We start from the raw sequence: 18,877 nt of genomic DNA on the forward strand, positions 1-18,877 counted from the left end.
GAAGCAATCCAGAATGATTATGGATTGCTTCGCCTTCGGCTCGCAATGACGCCGCCTCGGACAAATTACCCCCGCCTCTTGCCCTTCCACGCCCGCGTGCCGCCTTTGCCCGCAGACGAGCGTGGCTTGGCTTCGCCGCCGCCGAAATTATGGGGCCCCATTTCGGAATCGGTCGGCTTGTGCGGCCGGCTCGCCGGCATATTCGCAGCATCGCCGAAGGGCCGTGGGCCGCGGTAGCCGCCCGCCTCGCGTTCGACATCGGACTGCGTCGCCAGCGGATCGTCGGAGATCGCGAGTTCCACCGCTTGTAGCCGCTTGATTTCGTCGCGCAGCCGCGCCGCCTTCTCGAAATTGAGGTCCGCCGCCGCATCGCGCATCTCGCGTTCGAGGTCCGCCATCGTCGCCTTGAAATTATGGCCGATGAGATTGCCCGCCTGCGCCATTCCGGCATCGACCGTCACATGGTCGCGCTCGGCGATGGAGCCGAGGATGTTCTGAATGCCGCGCTTGATCGATTCCGGCGTGATGCCGTTCTCGACATTGAACTGCTCCTGCTTTTCACGCCGCCGGCTGGTCTCGGCCATAGCGCGCTGCATCGAGCCGGTGATCTGATCGGCGTAGAGGATCACCCGTCCATCGATATTGCGCGCGGCGCGGCCGATCGTCTGCACCAGCGAGGTCTCGCTGCGCAGAAAACCTTCCTTATCCGCGTCGAGGATGGCGACGAGCCCGCATTCGGGAATGTCGAGACCCTCGCGCAGCAGGTTGATGCCGATGAGCGCATCGAAAGCGCCGATGCGCAGATCGCGGATGATCTCGATCCGCTCCAGCGTGTCGATGTCGGAATGCATGTAGCGCACGCGCACGCCATGCTCATGCAGATATTCGGTGAGATCCTCGGCCATGCGCTTGGTGAGGACGGTGACGAGCGAGCGATAGCCGCGCTGGGCGACCTCGCGCACCTCGCCAAGAAGATCATCTACTTGTGCCCGCGCGGGGCGCACCTCGACCGGCGGATCGATGAGCCCGGTCGGGCGGATCACCTGTTCGACAAAGATGCCGCCGGCGCGTTCGATCTCCCATTTGCCGGGGGTCGCGGAGACATGGACAGATGGCGGCCGCATCGCGTCCCATTCCTCGAAGCGCAGCGGCCGGTTGTCGAGGCAGGACGGCAGGCGGAAGCCATATTCGGCCAACGTCGCCTTGCGGCGAAAGTCGCCGCGATACATGGCGCCGATCTGCGGGACGGTGACATGCGACTCGTCGGTGAAGACGAGCGCATTGTCGGGCAGATATTCGAACAGCGTCGGCGGCGGCTCGCCCGGCTGGCGGCCGGTGAGATAGCGCGAATAATTCTCGATGCCGGCGCAGGAGCCGGTCGCCTCCATCATCTCGAGATCGAAGAGCGTGCGTTGTTCGAGCCTTTGCGCTTCGAGCAGGCGCCCGGTGGCATAAAGCTCGGCGAGGCGCTGCTTCAATTCCTCCTTGATGCCTTTAATCGATTGCAGCAGCGTCGGGCGCGGCGTCACATAATGCGAATTCGCATAGACCTTGATGAATTCGAGGTCCTGCGTCTTCTGCCCGGTCAGCGGATCGAATTCAACGATTCCTTCGATCTCGTCGCCGAAGAAACGGATGCGCCAGGCGCGATCCTCATAGTGGGCGGGGAAAAGCTCGATCGTATCGCCGCGCACGCGGAAGACGCCGCGATAAAAGTCGCCGCCCGAGCGCTTGTATTGCAAGGCGACGAGATCGGCGATCAATTGCCGCTGATCGATGCGCTCGCCCGCCTTCACGGTGAAGGTCATCGCCGTGTAGGTCTCGACCGAGCCGATACCATAGATGCAGGAGACGGAGGCGACGATGATCACGTCGTCGCGTTCGAGCAGCGCGCGCGTCGCGGCGTGACGCATGCGGTCGATCTGCTCGTTGATCGAGGATTCCTTCTCGATATAGGTGTCCGAGCGCGGCACATAGGCTTCCGGCTGGTAATAGTCGTAATAGGAGACGAAATATTCGACTGCGTTCTCCGGGAAGAAGCTCTTGAACTCGCCGTAGAGCTGCGCCGCCAGCGTCTTGTTGGGCGCGAGAACCAAAGCCGGGCGCTGGGTGCGGGCGATGACCTGCGCCATCGTAAAGGTCTTGCCCGAGCCGGTGACGCCGAGCAGCACCTGGTCGCGTTCGCCGCTGTTGATGCCGGCCACAAGCTCATCGATCGCCGCCGGCTGGTCGCCGCGCGGCTCATATTCCGAGATGAGTCTGAACTCGACGCCGCCCTCCGACTTCTCCGGGCGCGGCGGCCGATGCGGCATCCACGGGGTCTTGCCGCGCAGATTGGGGTCGCCCCGCTCGAGCAGATCCTTCAGCGAGGCGGCGGTCGCCGCGACACCGCCTGCGGCGTCGAACGTCGCGGGTGCCTCGGCAAAGCCCACAGGAGGCCCGCCGTTGGTCGTCAAGGCAGGATTGAGCAGCGCGGCGAGATGGTCGCCGAGCGGCTTCAGCTCGGGCTTTCCGGCTTTGGGGCGGCTGAGTTTTTTCGGCGGTTTGGGCATGGCCGCAATATGGGGCCGCCGCGTCCGAGATGAAAGCGCCGGACCGCCTGTGCCGGATTTTCCTACCCTCGCTCGGTCGCTGCGAACAGCCGGTAGAAAAAGCCGGCGCCGAGCCCCGAGAGCGCTTCCATGCCGATCGAGACGGGGGTTGCATCGGCCCACAACAGGGCCGCGACCAGCGCATAGGCCAGAGAGGCCGCCGCACCGCCGAGGCTATAGGCGAGTAGACTGGTATGGCCGAGGCGCGCCAAAATCTTGTGGGCGAACAGCAGGGCCAGCGCGCTGGCGCGAGCACCGCTCCAGAGGCCGGCCATCGCGATCAGCAGCATGATCGGCACTTGAGCTTCGCCGAGCGAGATCTGGCCCATGCCGATATCACCGAGCGGCAGCTTGTCGAGGCCACCGAGCGCGCCGAAGCTGAGGAAACTGGTGGCGCGGGCCGCGGCATTGAGGAGGCCGACAATCAGACCGGCGAGAACGGCGGCGCGAAACGACCAGCCGACGCGGGTGATCCCGGAAGGTTTGGCGCGCGCTGCGCTGGCATCATCACGGGGGCCGGCGAGCACCGCGGCGACGACCTCGCGCGGCAGTTCCGGCGCCAATTTTTCGGACGGACGCGGGTCCGGCCGCGCTGGCGCCGGGCCTCGCGCCGCCGGGGCAAGGCCGCGCCGGCCGAAGGTCTTTGCTGGAGGCATGGACATTGGCGGAGACATGGGCGCAGCCTAAGGCCGCCGCCCTACGAAACGATTGACGCAATCGCCGAAACTTTCTGACCGGAGACGAGAAGCGGGCAAAAAGAAAGGGCCGCGTCCTTACGGAGCGCGGCCCTCAGACACGACCTCCTACGGGGGGCATCGGGGGTCGTGGTAACGTTCCGCCGCTACGAGTGCGGCGCGAAACCTGTCAAATCCGGCAGCACACCGGCGAAATGGACATCATGCGCGGCTGTCGGCGCCTGGGATTGGGACACGCCCGCGGGCGGATCAAAGCGAACCAGCAGGCCGAGGGCGAAAGCGGAAACGGTCAGGATGGCGATCAGGATCAGCGAAACCTGAAACTGCCGCCGGGCCGATCGCAGATCATAGCTGCGGATAAAACCAGCATCCGGGGCGTGATCGAAATGATCGGCAATCGACATTTCCAACTCCTCTCAGCACTCTGCCGCGAGACCACTCACAGCTAAGCCGTCTTCCCCCAGTTGCCTGTGCGCAAAAGCACATTGACAGCGTGGAACTAACGGCGTCGCGTGGCCTTGATCTCGCTCATATGTGCCGCGACTGGGTAAAGAACTCGTACGTATCCCCAACGCAACATTCCCGAGAAAAGTTGCCGGGAACCGAAGAAAATCATTTGACTGTTGTGTATCCGCCGCGGTTTGCGCCTGAATATCCGCCTAATTCAACTCAAAAGCGCATTTTTGGTTGCTACGTCAAAGCAGGAGAAACCGGCGCGAATTTGGTGCTCCCACCGGCAACGCGAATTTTACTTGTTCAAAAACAAGGTGTTAGATGAGTTATGCCGGACGAGTTGAGGGGCGCGACCGATAATTCCTTGGGCTGTGCGGTATTGGCGGCAGCGCAAAAACGAAATTATCGAATGTCGTTAAAATTGCGCGGAGCCCGCCGCGGAGATTTGCACAGTCAGATTCACGCCGCGTTAGGCGGCGGCTGGCCGCAGGCTGAAACAGAGCTTGCGGCCAGGTGGCGCGGCCACTAGTTTCGCGCCGCAATATGCAAGGCTTAACAGTCCAGTACGAGGAATAATCCGTCATGGCTTTCATTTCCGATGCTCTCCTGCGGGTCAAACCCTCCGCGACGATCGCGGCGACGCAGAAAGCGCGGGAGCTGAAAGCCGCCGGCCGCGACATCATCTCGCTGTCGATCGGTGAGCCGGATTTTGACACGCCGGACAATATCAAGCGCGCCGCCATCGCCGCTATCGAGCGGGGCGAGACGAAATATACGCCCGTGGCCGGTATCCAACCGCTGCGCGAGGCGATCGCGGCCAAGTTCAAGCGCGAGAACGGGCTCGACTACAAGCCGTCGCAGACGATCGTCGGTACCGGCGGCAAGCACATCCTGTTCAACGCACTGCTCGCAACGGTGAACCCGGGCGACGAGGTCATCATCCCGGCGCCCTATTGGGTCAGCTATCCCGATATGGTGGAAATCGCCGGCGGCACGCCGGTTCCGGTGGAGACCCGGATGGCGCAGGGCTTCAAGCTGCAGCCGGAGGATCTCGAGCGCGCGATCACGCCCAAGACCAAATGGATCATCCTGAACTCGCCGTCGAACCCCTCGGGCGCCGCTTATTCGCACGACGAATTGAAGGCGGTGACGGATGTGCTGCTGCGCCATCCGCACGTCTGGGTGCTGACGGACGACATCTACGAGCATCTTACCTATGGCGATTTCAAATTCGTCACGGTGGCGCAGGTCGAGCCCAATCTCATCGACCGCACGCTGACCATGAACGGCGTCTCGAAATCCTATGCCATGACCGGCTGGCGCATCGGCTATGCGGCGGGCCCCGACAAGCTCATCAAGGCGATGGACCTGTTGCAGGGCCAGCAGACCTCGGGCGCCTGCTCCATCGCGCAATGGGCGTCCGTCGAAGCCCTCAACGGGCCGCAGGATTTCATCCCTGAGCGCCGCAAGATTTTCGAGGCGCGGCGTGACCTCGTCGTTTCGATGCTCGGCCAGGCGAAATATCTGAAATGTCCGTCGCCGGAAGGCGCCTTCTATGTCTATCCGTCGCTGGCGGAAGCGATCGGTCGCAAGGCGCCGAACGGCAAGAAGATCGAGACGGACGAAGACTTCGTTTCGGCGCTGCTGGAATTGGAAGGCGTTGCCGTGGTGCAGGGCACGGCCTTCGGTCTCGGGCCGAACTTCCGCGTCTCCTACGCCACTTCGACCGAAGTGCTGGAAGACGCCTGCACCAAGATCCAGCGCTTCTGCGCCAGCCTCGATTAATCGAGGTCTTTGCAGCTAAGAGGCTTCCGCGGGCGGCCGCGGAGCCTCGCGCACCGCCGCTTTGTCCCCCGCGCGCAAACTTGCCTGCCAGAAGAGTTCATTGCCGAAATCGTGGAGCTGGCTCGGCAGGCGGCGCGGCACCCAGGTTTGGTGGCGAAGAAAACCGGCGCTGGTGCAAAGGAATTCGGCAATCGGCTTTCGCGACAGGACACGGACCGCCGCGCGGTTGAGGCTTCTTCTGAAAAATCGGCCATGCCGCAAGTGCCAGGCGCGAAGATAGCGGGAGGCCGCCACTTGCCCCGTTTTCAATTCACTTTCGGGCGGCATTTCGGATGGGCGCGGCGGCTCAGGCAGGGACGCGATCAAGGCGTCGAAATCCCGAACCTTGAAGGGCGCCGGATTTTGCACGGCCGGAAACAGGTCCGGCAAAATATGATAGGTGTATTTCCAGGTCGATCGCGGTTTGATCGACTCGTAGCGGCGCATTTTCGCCAACCGCTCGCCGGGATTTCTCAAGAGAACATCGAGGTGCAGGAAAAAGGCTGACGCCGGCGCGAAATACGGATCGCCGGACGCGAATCCGCATGAATGGATGTCGGTGATGTAGCCGACGCTGCGATGGCGATAGAGCCGGCACTGCGGGTCGAGGAGCCGGCTGTGCGGATACCAGTGATAATGGGTCTTTATCCGGCTGTATTTGAGCCGCCCCTTGTGTTGGAAGAGCGTCACGCGCGGCAGCCACCACGAAGCAATATCGGGCGCCGCAACCGTTTTTTCCGCCCATTCCAGAAGCCCGCGCGACGGAAACTCGTCGTCGTCCAGGCGCAATATCCAGTCGCGATCGACGAAGCGCGACATTTGCGCGAAAACGTTCTCGACGTGGAAACCATCCTGATGGATGAGGGCAATCCTTGCGCCGCGGGCGCGGAGCAATTCCAGCGCGCCGTCGTCGCTTCGGTCATCGACCGCATAGAGCGGCTCAACCCCGAATGACCGGTAGGCGTCCAGCAGTTGCCCGAGCCAGCGCGCGCCGTTCAACGTCGGAATGACGATATCGAAATCCATTCAAATATCGATTTCGGCTTGGAGATTTCAGCTTGGCGCCTGCCGGCTTAATAGAATAATGCCGCCAGCAAGAGCGCGCAAAAAAGCCCGGTTCCCCCCAGAACCGGGCTTTTGCCTGCCCCTCGGCCCGTTTCTAAACCGTTGCCCCCCGGCCGGTTGAATCAGGTCGTCGTCAGTGATGTTCGTATAACAAAGGCAGGCGCCGATGTCTGTTGTGAACGGGCAACAATGGGACTTCAAAGGCACGGTTTTGGGAATCGAAATTTGGGGCTGTCACAAATAGGCAACAGAATTTGCTAACTCCTGTAGGAGAGACTTCGCATGCGATCTCTGATTCGTGTGCCCAAAGCAGATTCAAGTGTTGAACCTCGCCCCCAAACTGCGGCTGACCCACCGGTTCGCCGCGATCATCATCACCTTTGCGATTTTGACCGCCGTTTGTGCCGCTATCTTCTGGCACGAAGTCGGCGGATTGCGGGGCGTCTATACCGACATCATCCACCGGCAATATGCCGCCCGCGTCGCCATCGTCGAGGCCAAGGCCTCGGAAGCGAACTTCACCGCCTTCGCCTACGAACTCGCGCATGCCGACCCCGACACGGCGCAGCAGACGACCTGGGCCTTTCGCGACGAGGCGAAGCGCTTCCGCAACTGGATTGGCATCGCCCGCGCCTTCTTGCCCGAGGCGAAGGACAATCTCGACGGAATTTCCGTGCGCTTCGACAGATTGCTCGCCTTCCTGGAAGGCTACGCGCGGCAGACGCCGAGCGCCGAGACGCGCGAATTCCAGATCGATTATCGCTTCGGTCCGTTGCGCGACGATCTCGAAGCCGCGCTGAACGAGGTTTCGAACCAAACCGCGGGCGACATGAACGATCGCATCGCCCATGTCGACAATGTCGCCGCGCCGCGCTTTCAACGCCTCAGCGCTTTGTTCGCCAGTGGCTATATCGCCATTTTTCTGGGGGCGCTTGCGCTGGCCTCGTTCGCTATCGCCCGGCCCCTGCTGCGGCTTGCCGCTGCGATGGGCGAGATCGCCGGCGGCCGGTTCGATACCGAAATCGGGCATACGCGCCGCTCGGATGAGCTTGGTGACATGGCGCGGGCGATCCGGGTGTTTCGCGACAAAGCCAAGGCGCTGAAGGCCCTGGAAGCGGAAACCCGCTCGGCCGAGTCGCGCGCCGAGCAGACGCTGGCGGCCGAGCGCGAGCGCTTCATAGAAGCCTTTCAGGACGATGTCCTGCATGTCATCGCCGCGCTCTCGGCGGCGAGCCAGGAATTGCAACGCAATGCGGCGGCGATGCGCGACATCGCCCATGCCACGGACGGGCGCGCCCGGAATGTCGTCCAGTCCTCGCGCGTCAGCCTTGAGATGGTCGAGGCTCTGTCCGCCGCGGCGCAGAAATTCAGCTCGCTGGTCGACGGTGCCAACCAGGATTTCTTCGCCGCCGACCAGATCGCCGGACACGCGGCGGCCGACGGCAAGATGACGTCGAATTCCGCTGGCGAACTCGCCGACGCCGTCGAAACCATCGGCCAGATCGCCGATTTCATCGGCGGGGTCGCCTATCAGACCAACCTGCTTGCCCTCAACGCGACAATCGAGGCGGCGCGCTGCGGCGAGGCAGGGCGCGGCTTCGCGGTGGTTGCCAGCGAGGTGAAGGCGCTGGCGCAGGAAACCTCGCGCGCCGCCGCCGACATTGCGGCGCGGATCGAGGTCGTGCGGAGCGCGACCGGGCAGGTCGTCAAGGCCGTGGGTGTGACGGTCGAGCGCATTGGTCGTATCGGCGCGATCACCGACATGATCCGCGAAGGCACGGCGATGCGGGAACAGGCGGCCGGACGGATCGGCGATTATGTCGTGGCCACGGCAGGCGAGGCGCAGCAGCTTTCCGCGACGCTGCAAGCGGTGGCGCAATCGACTGGCGAGAGCCAGAGGATCGCCGCCGAAATGCTCCAGGCGACCAATTCGCTCTCGGAGGAGACGGAGCGCCTGCTGGTGCGCTCGCGTGAATTCTGCGTTCAGATCCGCGGCAAGAAAGCGGCGCGTTAGTCTCTTGTTGCATTTGCGCAACGAGCCTATTTTGCCGGCTCATCTTCGACGAGGCAAAATCGCATGTTCAGGGATGTTCCCGGAGGCGGTGGCCGCAAGCCGGCGCGCAATGTGCTCGGCGAGCCGCTGGAAAGCTGCTCGTTCAATCCGTTGACGGGCTTTTTCCGCAACGGCTGCTGTGACACGTCGCCGGAAGACGGGGGCAGCCATACCGTCTGCGTCGTGCTGACGGCGGACTTCCTCGCTTTCTCCAAGGCACAGGGCAACGACCTCTCCACCCCGGCCCCGGCCTACGGTTTCCCCGGCCTCAAGCCCGGCGACCGCTGGTGTCTCTGCGCGCCGCGCTGGCAGGAGGCCTTCGAGGCAGGGCAGGCGCCGCGCGTTGCGCTGAAGGCGACGCACGAGGGGGCGCTCGCGGATTGCGCCCTGGCCGATCTCAAGGCCCACGCCGTCGATTTGTCCTAGAGCATGTTCCGAAAAAGTTGTGCGACTTTTTCGATCGGAACGTGCTCCAACATCATGAATTGGCGCGATTTCTTATCGACCGGATGAGTCCATCCGGTCCGAAAGCGCGCTAAAAGCCGGGGGGGTTCACAGGGCGGCTTTTCTTCTTTAGAGCAATTCCTCTAGCCCTTAATTCGCAATTTTTGCCGCCCCGTCCTCTCGGTGGCGGCCTTCCGGCGCGCCCGGACGAGGAGACAAAGCCCACCTATGCCCCGCCGGACGGATATTTCGACCATCATGATCATCGGCGCCGGTCCCATCGTGATCGGCCAGGCCTGCGAATTCGACTATTCCGGCACCCAGGCCTGCAAGGCCCTGCGCGAGGAAGGCTATCGGATCGTCCTCGTCAATTCCAATCCGGCGACGATCATGACCGACCCGGATATGGCCGACCGCACCTATGTCGAGCCGATCACACCCGAGGTCGTCGCCAAGATCATTGCCAAGGAGCGCGATGCCGTGCCCGGCGGCTTCGCGCTGCTGCCGACCATGGGCGGCCAGACGGCGCTTAATTGCGCGCTGTCGCTGACCAAGATGGGGGTGCTCGAAAAATACAATGTCGAGATGATCGGCGCGACCGCCGAGGCCATCGACAAGGCGGAGGATCGCGAACGTTTCCGCGAGGCGATGTCGCGCATCGGCCTTTCGACGCCGCGCTCGCATCAGATCAAGACGCTCTCCCAGGCGCTGGCGATTCTGGACGATATCGGCCTGCCGGCCATCATCCGGCCCTCCTTCACCATGGGCGGCACGGGCGGCGGCATTGCCTACAACAAGCAGGAGTTCATCGAAATCATCGAGCGCGGCATCGACGCCTCGCCGACCAATGAAGTGCTGGTCGAGGAGAGCGTGCTCGGCTGGAAGGAATTCGAGATGGAGGTCGTCCGCGACACAGCGGACAATTGCATCATCATCTGCTCGATCGAGAACATCGATCCGATGGGCATCCACACCGGCGATTCGATCACCGTCGCCCCGGCGCTGACGCTCACCGACAAGGAATATCAGGTGATGCGCGATGCCTCGATCGCGGTGCTGCGCGAGATCGGCGTCGAAACCGGCGGCTCGAACGTGCAGTTCGCCGTCAACCCCGAGAACGGGCGCCTCATCGTCATCGAGATGAACCCGCGCGTCTCGCGCTCCTCGGCCCTCGCGTCCAAGGCGACCGGCTTTCCGATCGCCAAGGTCGCGGCCAAACTGGCGGTCGGCTATACGCTCGATGAGATCGCCAACGACATCACCGGCGGTGCGACGCCGGCCTCCTTCGAGCCGACGATCGATTACATCGTCACCAAGGTGCCGCGCTTCGCCTTCGAGAAATTCCCCGGCGCCGAGCCGTTGCTGACGACGGCGATGAAATCGGTCGGCGAGGCCATGGCGATCGGCCGCACGTTCGCCGAGAGCCTGCAGAAGGCGCTGCGTTCGCTCGAAATCGGCCTCACCGGCCTCGACGAAGTCGAGATCGAGGGGCTCGAACGCGACGACGACAAGAAGGTTCTGCGCGCCGCGCTGGGGCGGCCGACGCCGGATCGCCTGCTCGTCGCCGCGCAGGCGCTGCGGTATGGCATGAGCCTCGATGAAATCCACGAGGCCTGCAAGATCGACCGCTGGTTTCTCGCTCGCATCCAAGAGATCATCGAACTTGAAGCGAAAGTGCGGGCGCGCGGCCTGCCGCAGGATGCCGATAATCTGCGGATGCTGAAGGCGGCGGGCTTTTCCGACACGCGGCTCGCGACGCTCGCGGGCACCGACGAGGCGAGCGTGCGGGCGCTACGGCACGAACACGGCGTGCGGCCCGTCTTCAAGCGGATCGACACCTGCGCGGCGGAATTCGCCTCCCCCACCGCTTACATGTATTCGACCTATGAGACGCCGTTCGCCGGCGTTCCCGCCAGCGAAGCGCTGCCGTCGTCGCGCGAGAAAATCGTCATCCTCGGCGGCGGCCCCAACCGCATAGGCCAGGGCATCGAGTTCGACTATTGCTGCTGTCACGCGAGCTTTGCTTTGCGCGCCGCGGGCTACGAGACGATCATGATCAATTGCAATCCGGAGACGGTGTCGACGGATTACGATACGTCGGACCGACTCTATTTTGAGCCGCTGACCGCCGAGGACGTGCTCGAAATCCTCGACGTCGAGCGCTCGGTCGGGCGGCTGCGCGGCGCCATCGTCCAGTTCGGTGGCCAGACACCGCTGAAGCTTGCCTATGCGTTACAGCAGGCGGAGATCCCGATCCTCGGCACCAGCGTCGATTCGATCGATCTCGCGGAAGACCGCGACCGCTTCAAGCGGCTGCTCGACAAGCTCGGCCTTAAACAGCCGATGAACGGCATCGCCTATTCGGTCGAGCAATCGCGGCTTGTCGCCGCCGACCTCGGCCTGCCGCTTGTCGTGCGGCCCTCCTATGTGCTTGGCGGGCGGGCGATGGCGATCATTCATGACGCCTCGGCCTTCGACGATTACCTGCTGGAGACGCTGCCCGGTCTCGTCCCCTCGGATGTGAAGGCGCGCTATCCCAACGACAAGACGGGGCAGATCAACACTGTTCTTGGCAAGAATCCGCTGCTCTTCGACCGCTATCTTTCGGATGCGGTCGAGATCGATGTCGATGCGCTTTGCGATGGCAAGGATGTTTTCATCTGCGGCATCATGGAGCATATCGAAGAGGCGGGCATCCATTCCGGCGACAGCGCCTGCTCGCTGCCGCCGCATTCGTTGCCGCCCGAGACGATCGCGCGGGTCGAGGATGTGGCGCGCAGACTGGCCCTGGCGCTCGACGTCGGCGGCCTGATGAACGTCCAGCTCGCCCTGAAGGATGGCGAAATCTATGTCCTCGAGGTGAATCCCCGCGCCTCGCGCACCGTGCCCTTCGTCGCCAAGGTGATCGGCATCCCGATCGCCAAGATCGCGGCGCGGCTGATGGCCGGCGAAAGTCTCGCAAGCTTCCATCTGGCGCCGAAGCCGCTCAACCATGTGGGCGTCAAGGAAGCGGTGTTTCCGTTCGCGCGCTTCCCCGGTGTCGACACTGTGCTCGGCCCGGAAATGCGCTCGACCGGCGAGGTCATCGGCCTCGACAAATCCTTCGCCATCGCCTTCGCCAAGAGCCAGCTCGGCGGCGGCACCAAAGTGCCGGTCAGCGGTACGGTCTTCGTGTCGGTCCGCGATGCCGACAAGCCGCGCATCGTCCCGGCGGTCAGGCAATTGCTCGGACTCGGGTTCACCTTCTGCGCGACGGGCGGCACGGCCCGCTTTCTCGAAAGCCAGGGCATCCCGATGCAGAAGGTCAACAAAGTGTCGGAGGGCCGCCCGCATATCGTCGATACGATCAAGAACGGCGGCGTCCAGCTCGTCTTCAATACGACCGAGGGCGCGCAGGCTTTGGCCGATTCGCGCTCGCTCCGGCGTGCGGCCCTGCTGCATAAGGTGCCTTATTATACGACGCTTGCCGGGGCGATTGCCGCCACGCAGGCGATCGCCGGCTATAAGGCCGGCGACCTGGAGGTGAGGGCGCTGCAGGATTATTTCGCCGACAGCAGCGAATAAATTAAGTAAGCACCTGAATAAAATAGCGTTTTTGGCAGAAATTCTTCACGGCCGGCGGCCGTGCGAGGCGGGCGCGACATTCGGGCACAGGCCCGGCGGCGGCGTCGGGCCTCCGGATTTACAATTGCAACCTTCGCTTTTCGCGGAAAGAATAGGCTGGAACATCTGATCCGGCCGCTGCCCCTCGATAGGAGCGCGCGGCACAAGATCCTGTTTCGGGAATCGTAGAACAGCGGGCGCGCCTGGTGCGCTCCGCCGAGGTTGCTATCCGCCGCGCTTCAGCCGCGCGGCCAGAATATCGAATTTCAACGAACGCCGGCGAGCGCCGGCCTGGAGAGAGATCGAGAGAATGGAAAGGATTCCGATGACCGGGCAGGGCTATACGGCTTTGTCGGAGGAGTTGAAGCATCGCCAGCAGGTGGAGCGCCCGCGCATCATCCAGGCGATTGCCGAGGCGCGTTCGCATGGCGACCTGTCGGAAAATGCCGAATATCATGCCGCCAAGGAGGCGCAATCGCTGAACGAAGGGCGCGTCGCCGAGCTTGAGGACAAGCTTTCGCGCGCCGAAGTCATCGATGTCTCGAAGCTTTCCGGCAATACGGTCAAGTTTGGCGCGACGGTCACGCTCGTCGATGAGGATACGGAAGAGAAGAAGGTCTACCAGATCGTCGGCGAGAGCGAGGCCGATGTGAAATCCGGCCGCGTCTCGATCACCTCACCGACCGCGCGCGCGCTGATCGGCAAGAAGGAAGGTGATTCCGTCGAGGTCAACACGCCCGGCGGCGGCAAGAGCTACGAAGTCTTGAAGGTGGCCTTTCGGTAAGCAAGCATCAGGCGGCGGATATTTCCTCGCTGGCCGCCCCGATACCGCGCAGGCGCAGCGCGTCGCGCGCCGGCGGCGCGCCGAACATGCGGGCATATTCGCGGCTGAACTGCGAGGCGCTCTCGTAGCCGACCGCATAGGCCGCGCGGGTCGCGTCGGGGTTGGCGATCATCAATTGGCGGGCCTGCTGCAGCCGCAGCGTCTTCTGATATTGCAGCGGGCTCATCGTCGTCGCCGCCTTGAAATGGCGATGGAATGAGGCCGTGCTCATTCCCGCCAGGCTGGCGAGCGATTCGATCTGCAGGGATGCGTTGTAATTTTCCCTGATCCAGCCGATGGCCTTGCGGATCTGCGAGAGCCGGCTGTCGGTCGTCACGATCTGGCGCAGCACATAGCCCTGCGGGCCTTGCAGAAGCCGATACAGAATCTCCCGCTCGCAAAGCGGCGCGAGGACGGCGATATCCTGCGGCGCTTCGATCAGACGCAAGAGCCGCAGCCAGGCATCGAGGAAGGGCGCCGTGACGGGGCTCACCGCGAAACCGGCGCCAGCCGTCTCGCGGCCGCCGGGCACGTCGGGAATCAGCGCGGCGAGGCTTTGCCAGTCGAGCGTGAGGGAGAGGCCGAGATAGGGCTGTGCGGCGCTCGCCTCGATGATCCGTCCCGTGACCGGCAATTCGACCGTGGCGATGAAATAGTTCGCCGGGTCGTAACGCAGTACCTGATCGCCGATCATGATCTGTTTCGCGCCTTGCAGGACGAGACAGAGTTTCGGCTCGAAGAGGCCCGCCGAGATTTCCGTCGGCGCGCATCCTCTATGGATCGCGACCCGCGGGATTGGCGTCTCCTGATGCCGGCCTCCGGCATGGCGCGCGGCCAGGGCGCGCAAAAGCTCTAGTTCTTCAGCCATGAAGCTGACATTGGCGCAGCGGCCGGGAAGGGCAAGGCATTTCCGGCCCCAAGCGCAATCTTTTGAGAGGATTAGGCAAGAGATCGACGCAATCGCGAGCGCGGATCAATCTGCGGTCCTCCAGATAGAGCGTGAACCGACAACCAATTCATGAGGGAAATGAGCATGAGCAAGCAATTTGGCGCCGAATCCACGACCGACGAGGTGCTCGCGGGTGTCGATCTGCGTGGCAAACGCATCCTCGTCACCGGCGTCTCGGCCGGCCTCGGCACCGAGACGGCGCGCGCATTGGCGGCGCACGGCGCGGAAGTCGTCGGTGCCGCGCGCGATCTCGACAAGGCGCGCGCCGCGACGCAGGAGGTCCGCGCGCAAGCCAAAGCCGCCGGCGGCGGGCTCGAATTGATCGAACTCGACCTCGCCTCGCTCGCCGATGTCCGGGCCGCGGCCGATGCGCTGGTGGCCGATGGCCGCACATTCGATCTCGTCATCGCGAATGCCGGGGTCATGGCCTGCCCCAAGAGCTTCACCAAGGACGGGTTCGAGATGCAGTTCGGCACCAATCATCTAGGCCATTTCGTCTTCGTCAACCGCATCGTCTCGTTGTTCAAACCGGGCTCGCGGCTGGTGAACCTGTCGTCAGCCGGGCATCGCTACAGTGACGTCAATCTCGACGATCCGAATTTCGAGCATACGGAATATACGGAATTCGGCGCCTATGGCCGCTCGAAGACGGCAAATATTCTGTTCGCCGTCGAATTCGATCGGCGCCACAAGGCCGCGGGCATCCGCGCGACGGCGGTTCATCCGGGCGGCATCCAGACCGAGCTCGGCCGCCATCTGGCGCCGGGCGCTCTTGAGCAAATGCTCGAGAGAATCAATGCCGAGCGCCCGGCCGGCGCACCGCCGTTCAAGTTCAAGTCCATTCCGCAAGGCGCCGCGACCACCGTCTGGGCGGGCGTTGTTGCGCCAGCCGAGGAGGTTGGCGGTCTTTATTGCGAAGACTGCCATGTCGCCGAACTGGTCGACGGCGCTTCGCTGATGAGCCGCGGCGTGCGTCCCTATGCGCTCGATCCCGCGCACGCCAAGGCGCTCTGGGCCAAGAGCGAGGAAATGGTGGGCGAGAAATTCTGATCGCCAACATCATCGCAAGGCGCGGTGCGGCGAAGCAATCCGGGCGTTGTCCTGGATTGCTTCGCGGAGTTTATCATTGGGCCGGCCAAAGGCCGGACCCGATGGCGCGCAATGACCGGTTTAGCTCGGCGAAGGCGCCTGCGGTCCGCCAAGCGGCGTGACGCGCAGCGTCGTGAGCCGGTTGCGGATCTTGCGCAGCACTTCGAAGCGGAAATTGTGGAAGGTGAAGACCTGTCCCACTTCGGGGATGGCGCGGGCCTCGTGGATAACGAGGCCGGCGATCGTCGTCGCCTCCTCGTCCGGCAATTGCCAGCCGAGGACGCGGTTGAGATCGCGGATCGGCACGGAGCCCTCGACGGTGACGGAGCCGTCGGGATTCTGCCGCACGCCGAGCGCGACCGGGTCGTGCTCATCGGCAATGTCGCCGACGATTTCTTCGAGAATATCCTCGAGCGTGACGAGGCCGAGAACGACGCCATATTCATCGACGACGAGCGCGAAGTGAATCTTGCGCTTCAGAAAGGCCTGAAGCTGGTCCTGCAGGCTCGTCGTGTTGGGCACATACCAGGCATCAAGCGCGACATCCTCGATCTTCACATGCGAGATGTCGCCGCCTGAATCCTCGATCGCGCGCAGCAGATCCTTGGCGTGCAGAACGCCGATGATGTTGTCGGGCTCGCCGCGCCAGATGGGCACCCGCGAATAGGGCGAGCCGACCACCGCATGGAGAAACTCGTGCGGCGTCAGATCGGCGTCGATCGTGTACATTTTTGTCCGGTGTACCATCGCGTCCTCGACGGTGAGTTCGCGGAGATCAAGCAGCCCGCCGAACATATCGCGTTCGGTGCGCTGCACGCCGCCTTCCCGGTGCATAAGATCCACGGTGCTCTTCAGTTCCTCGTGGCCGGACAGAAGCGCGTGGTGGACCTTGGTGTCGATGCCGACAAGCTTAAGCAGACCCTGGATGAGGGTTTCGATGGCGGCGAGAATCGGTCCGAAAATGGCGACGAAGAAGCCGATAGCCGGCGCGACGGTGAGCGAGAACCTGTCGGGGTAATTGATCGCCAGGGTCTTCGGCAGGATTTCCGCGAAGACGAGCAGGAGCAGCGTCATCAGGCCGGTGGCATAGATCACGCCGCGATAGCCGAAGATGGCTTCGAGCACGCTGGTCAGAAACGCCGAGGAGCCGATGCTGACAAGCGTATTGCCGAGCAGGATCGCGCCGATCAGCCGGTCCCGCTTGGCGAGCAGGTGGTTGACCCGCAGGGCGTTACGGTCGCCGCCCTTTTCGAGCGCGTGCATGCGGGCGCGCGAGGCGGCCGTCAGCGCCGTCTCCGAGCCGTTGAAGAAGGCCGCCATGAAAATACAGAAGATGACGATGCCGGCGGCAATCCAGAGATTGAGCGTCACTCCGTCGGCGTGAGCGCCGTGCATGATTGAGATTCCCGTCTTACGGCGCGTTGAGTTCGGTCGCGAGGAAGGCGCGCACATCCGCCGCTGCGACATCGCGAGCGATGAAGCTTCGGCCGATGCCATGCGCCAGGATGAAAGTCAGCACCCCGCGTTGCACTTTCTTGTCCTGGAACATGGCTTCGAGGATCGTCGATTCATCCGCATTCCAGTCCGGAATATCGCGGATCGCGGTTGGCAGGCCGACCGTGCGCAGATGAGCGACGACACGCTCCGCCTCGGCCGCGCCGACAAGGCCGCGCGCGGCGGAGAAGCGGAAGGCGCAGGCGAGGCCAATCGCCACGGCCTCGCCGTGAACCAGCCGGCGATTGTCGTAATGGACGATGTGCTCGAACGCATGAGCGAAGGTATGGCCGAGGTTGAGTAGCGCTCGCTCGCCCGCCTCGTGCTCGTCCGCGATCACTATCGCCGCCTTGGCGGCACAGCTTTTGGCGATGGCATGCACCTGGTCCGGGCCGCCGGCGAAGACGCCGCGCCAGTGGGTTTCGAGCCATTCGAAGAAGGCGCGGTCGTTGATGAGGCCGTATTTGACGACCTCGGCATAGCCGGCGCGAAATTCGCGTAAGGGCAGTGTCTTCAGCACTTGCGTATCGATGAGAACGAGGCGCGGCTGATGAAAGGCGCCGATGAGATTCTTGCCGTGCGTCGAATTGATTCCGGTCTTGCCGCCGACCGAGGAATCGACCTGCGCCAGAAGCGAGGTCGGAACCTGAATGAAACGCATGCCTCGCCGCACGCTCGCCGCGGCAAAGCCGGCGAGGTCGCCGACCACGCCGCCGCCGAGCGCGACAACGAGATCGCCGCGCTCGAAACGACCGGCGATGATCGCGTCGCAGACTTTCTCGAATGTGGCATAGGATTTCGATTCTTCGCCGGGCGCGACGACGATGCTCTCATGCCGGATACCGGCCGCCGTCAAAGCGGCTTCGACCGCCGGCAGATGCGCGCGCGCGACATTCTCGTCGGTGACGATGGCCAGCGCCGCGCCGGGTGCGAGCCGCGCGGCATGGGCGTCGATCTGCGGCAGGATCGCCTCGCCGATCAATATGTCGTAGCTGCGCCGGCCGAGCGCGACATTGACCTTTTCGAAGATGGCCGGCTTTTCCCGCACGTCATTCACACCCGCGTCCTCCGCACTTTCAGTGCCCAGATAGCTTTGCAATGTGGCGAGCAAATCCTCGACAACGGCATCATGCGGCCCCTCCTGCGAGATGATGGCGATGTCGGCCTCGGCATAGATCGGATAGCGCTCTTCCATCAACGTCTTCAGCACGCCCTCGGGGTCCGCGCTATGCAGGAGTGGGCGGTGGCCACGCTTGCGCACGCGCCGCCAAAGCACGTCGAGATCGGCTTTGAGCCAGATGGAAATGCCGTTCTCCTTGATCCGCGCGCGCGTGTCCTCGCTCATGAAGGCGCCGCCGCCCGTCGCGATCACGCGCGGGCCGCCGGTCAGAAGCCGTGCCATGACGCGGCGTTCGCCGTCGCGGAAATAAGGCTCGCCGTAACGGGCGAAAATCTCCGGGATCGGCATGTCGGCGGCGCGTTCCACCTCGGTATCGGAATCGACGAATTCGAGCCCAAGACTTTGTGCCAGCCGCCGCCCGATCGCCGATTTGCCCGAGCCCATCAGCCCGACGAGCACGACGGAGCGATGTCCCAAAGCCGCGGCGAGCGCTGCGGCCTCCGCAGTTAGCGGTGCGCTCTGGCCTTCCTCGCCGATGGATTTTATCGCGCCGGTCATTTCCTTGCTGTATCACGGCGGAAAGGCAGTTTTAAGCGGGTGTTCCCCGGTGCCGACCGGGCGGCAATATTTTAGCGCCTATTTTGATCTTAATATCGGTAAATTCAGCGATTCGC

The 18,877-nt window shown here is 63.4% G+C and carries 13 protein-coding genes; 6 read left to right on the forward strand and 7 right to left on the reverse strand.

The window, feature by feature from the left end:
• Window positions 1-65: 65 nt before the first annotated feature.
• The 3 genes from uvrB to CWB41_RS05750 all read right to left on the reverse strand — a co-directional run bounded on the left by uvrB (window position 66) and on the right by CWB41_RS05750 (window position 3,690).
• A complete protein-coding gene (gene uvrB, locus CWB41_RS05740; RefSeq protein WP_115835169.1) occupies window positions 66-2,552 on the reverse strand; it encodes an excinuclease ABC subunit UvrB in 2,487 nt (828 codons plus the stop codon).
• Window positions 2,553-2,614: 62 nt separating this feature from the next.
• Window positions 2,615-3,247 carry a hypothetical protein gene (locus CWB41_RS05745; RefSeq protein WP_129396418.1) on the reverse strand — a complete coding sequence of 211 codons (633 nt, stop codon included), beginning with the start codon at window positions 3,245-3,247 and terminating at the stop codon, window positions 2,615-2,617.
• A gap of 185 nt (window positions 3,248-3,432) precedes the next feature.
• On the reverse strand, window positions 3,433-3,690 hold the full coding sequence (locus CWB41_RS05750; protein WP_115835499.1) for a hypothetical protein: 258 nt from the start codon (window positions 3,688-3,690) through the stop codon (window positions 3,433-3,435).
• A gap of 631 nt (window positions 3,691-4,321) precedes the next feature.
• On the opposite strand from CWB41_RS05750, the gene CWB41_RS05755 reads away from it, so the two are divergent.
• Entirely contained in the window at window positions 4,322-5,524 is a 1,203-nt protein-coding gene (locus CWB41_RS05755) for a pyridoxal phosphate-dependent aminotransferase (RefSeq protein WP_115835167.1), read from the forward strand.
• Window positions 5,525-5,539: 15 nt separating this feature from the next.
• Here the strand turns inward: CWB41_RS05755 and CWB41_RS05760 are convergent, their stop codons facing one another.
• The gene (locus CWB41_RS05760) at window positions 5,540-6,589 is read right to left on the reverse strand and encodes a glycosyltransferase family 2 protein (RefSeq protein ID WP_115835166.1); all 1,050 of its coding nucleotides are present in this window, start codon (window positions 6,587-6,589) and stop codon (window positions 5,540-5,542) included.
• Window positions 6,590-6,947: 358 nt separating this feature from the next.
• Here CWB41_RS05760 and CWB41_RS05765 point away from each other — a divergent pair, with 358 nt between their 5' ends.
• The 4 genes from CWB41_RS05765 to greA all read left to right on the forward strand — a co-directional run bounded on the left by CWB41_RS05765 (window position 6,948) and on the right by greA (window position 13,512).
• A complete protein-coding gene (locus tag CWB41_RS05765; RefSeq protein ID WP_129396419.1) occupies window positions 6,948-8,642 on the forward strand; it encodes a methyl-accepting chemotaxis protein in 1,695 nt (564 codons plus the stop codon).
• Between the two features lie 63 nt (window positions 8,643-8,705).
• Window positions 8,706-9,107: a DUF2237 family protein gene (locus CWB41_RS05770; protein ID WP_115835164.1), complete on the forward strand. Its 402-nt coding sequence runs from the start codon at window positions 8,706-8,708 to the stop codon at window positions 9,105-9,107.
• A gap of 246 nt (window positions 9,108-9,353) precedes the next feature.
• Window positions 9,354-12,689: a carbamoyl-phosphate synthase large subunit gene (gene carB, locus CWB41_RS05775; protein WP_115835163.1), complete on the forward strand. Its 3,336-nt coding sequence runs from the start codon at window positions 9,354-9,356 to the stop codon at window positions 12,687-12,689.
• A 349-nt stretch (window positions 12,690-13,038) separates the two neighbouring features.
• Entirely contained in the window at window positions 13,039-13,512 is a 474-nt protein-coding gene (greA, locus tag CWB41_RS05780; RefSeq protein ID WP_115835162.1) for a transcription elongation factor GreA, read from the forward strand.
• Between the two features lie 7 nt (window positions 13,513-13,519).
• Here the strand turns inward: greA and CWB41_RS05785 are convergent, their stop codons facing one another.
• On the reverse strand, window positions 13,520-14,419 hold the full coding sequence (locus tag CWB41_RS05785; protein ID WP_115835161.1) for an AraC family transcriptional regulator: 900 nt from the start codon (window positions 14,417-14,419) through the stop codon (window positions 13,520-13,522).
• 165 nt (window positions 14,420-14,584) lie between these two features.
• Here CWB41_RS05785 and CWB41_RS05790 point away from each other — a divergent pair, with 165 nt between their 5' ends.
• Entirely contained in the window at window positions 14,585-15,550 is a 966-nt protein-coding gene (locus CWB41_RS05790) for an SDR family NAD(P)-dependent oxidoreductase (protein ID WP_115835160.1), read from the forward strand.
• A gap of 120 nt (window positions 15,551-15,670) precedes the next feature.
• Here CWB41_RS05790 and CWB41_RS05795 read toward each other — a convergent pair whose 3' ends face one another.
• Together CWB41_RS05795 and aroB are read right to left on the reverse strand one after the other, a co-directional pair.
• Window positions 15,671-16,984 carry an HlyC/CorC family transporter gene (locus tag CWB41_RS05795; RefSeq protein ID WP_115835159.1) on the reverse strand — a complete coding sequence of 438 codons (1,314 nt, stop codon included), beginning with the start codon at window positions 16,982-16,984 and terminating at the stop codon, window positions 15,671-15,673.
• A 16-nt stretch (window positions 16,985-17,000) separates the two neighbouring features.
• Window positions 17,001-18,761 carry a 3-dehydroquinate synthase gene (gene aroB, locus CWB41_RS05800; protein ID WP_115835158.1) on the reverse strand — a complete coding sequence of 587 codons (1,761 nt, stop codon included), beginning with the start codon at window positions 18,759-18,761 and terminating at the stop codon, window positions 17,001-17,003.
• Between the last annotated feature and the right edge of the window lie 116 nt (window positions 18,762-18,877).

Origin of the sequence: Methylovirgula ligni (assembly GCF_004135935.1) — a bacterium.
GTDB lineage: Bacteria > Pseudomonadota > Alphaproteobacteria > Rhizobiales > Beijerinckiaceae > Methylovirgula > Methylovirgula ligni.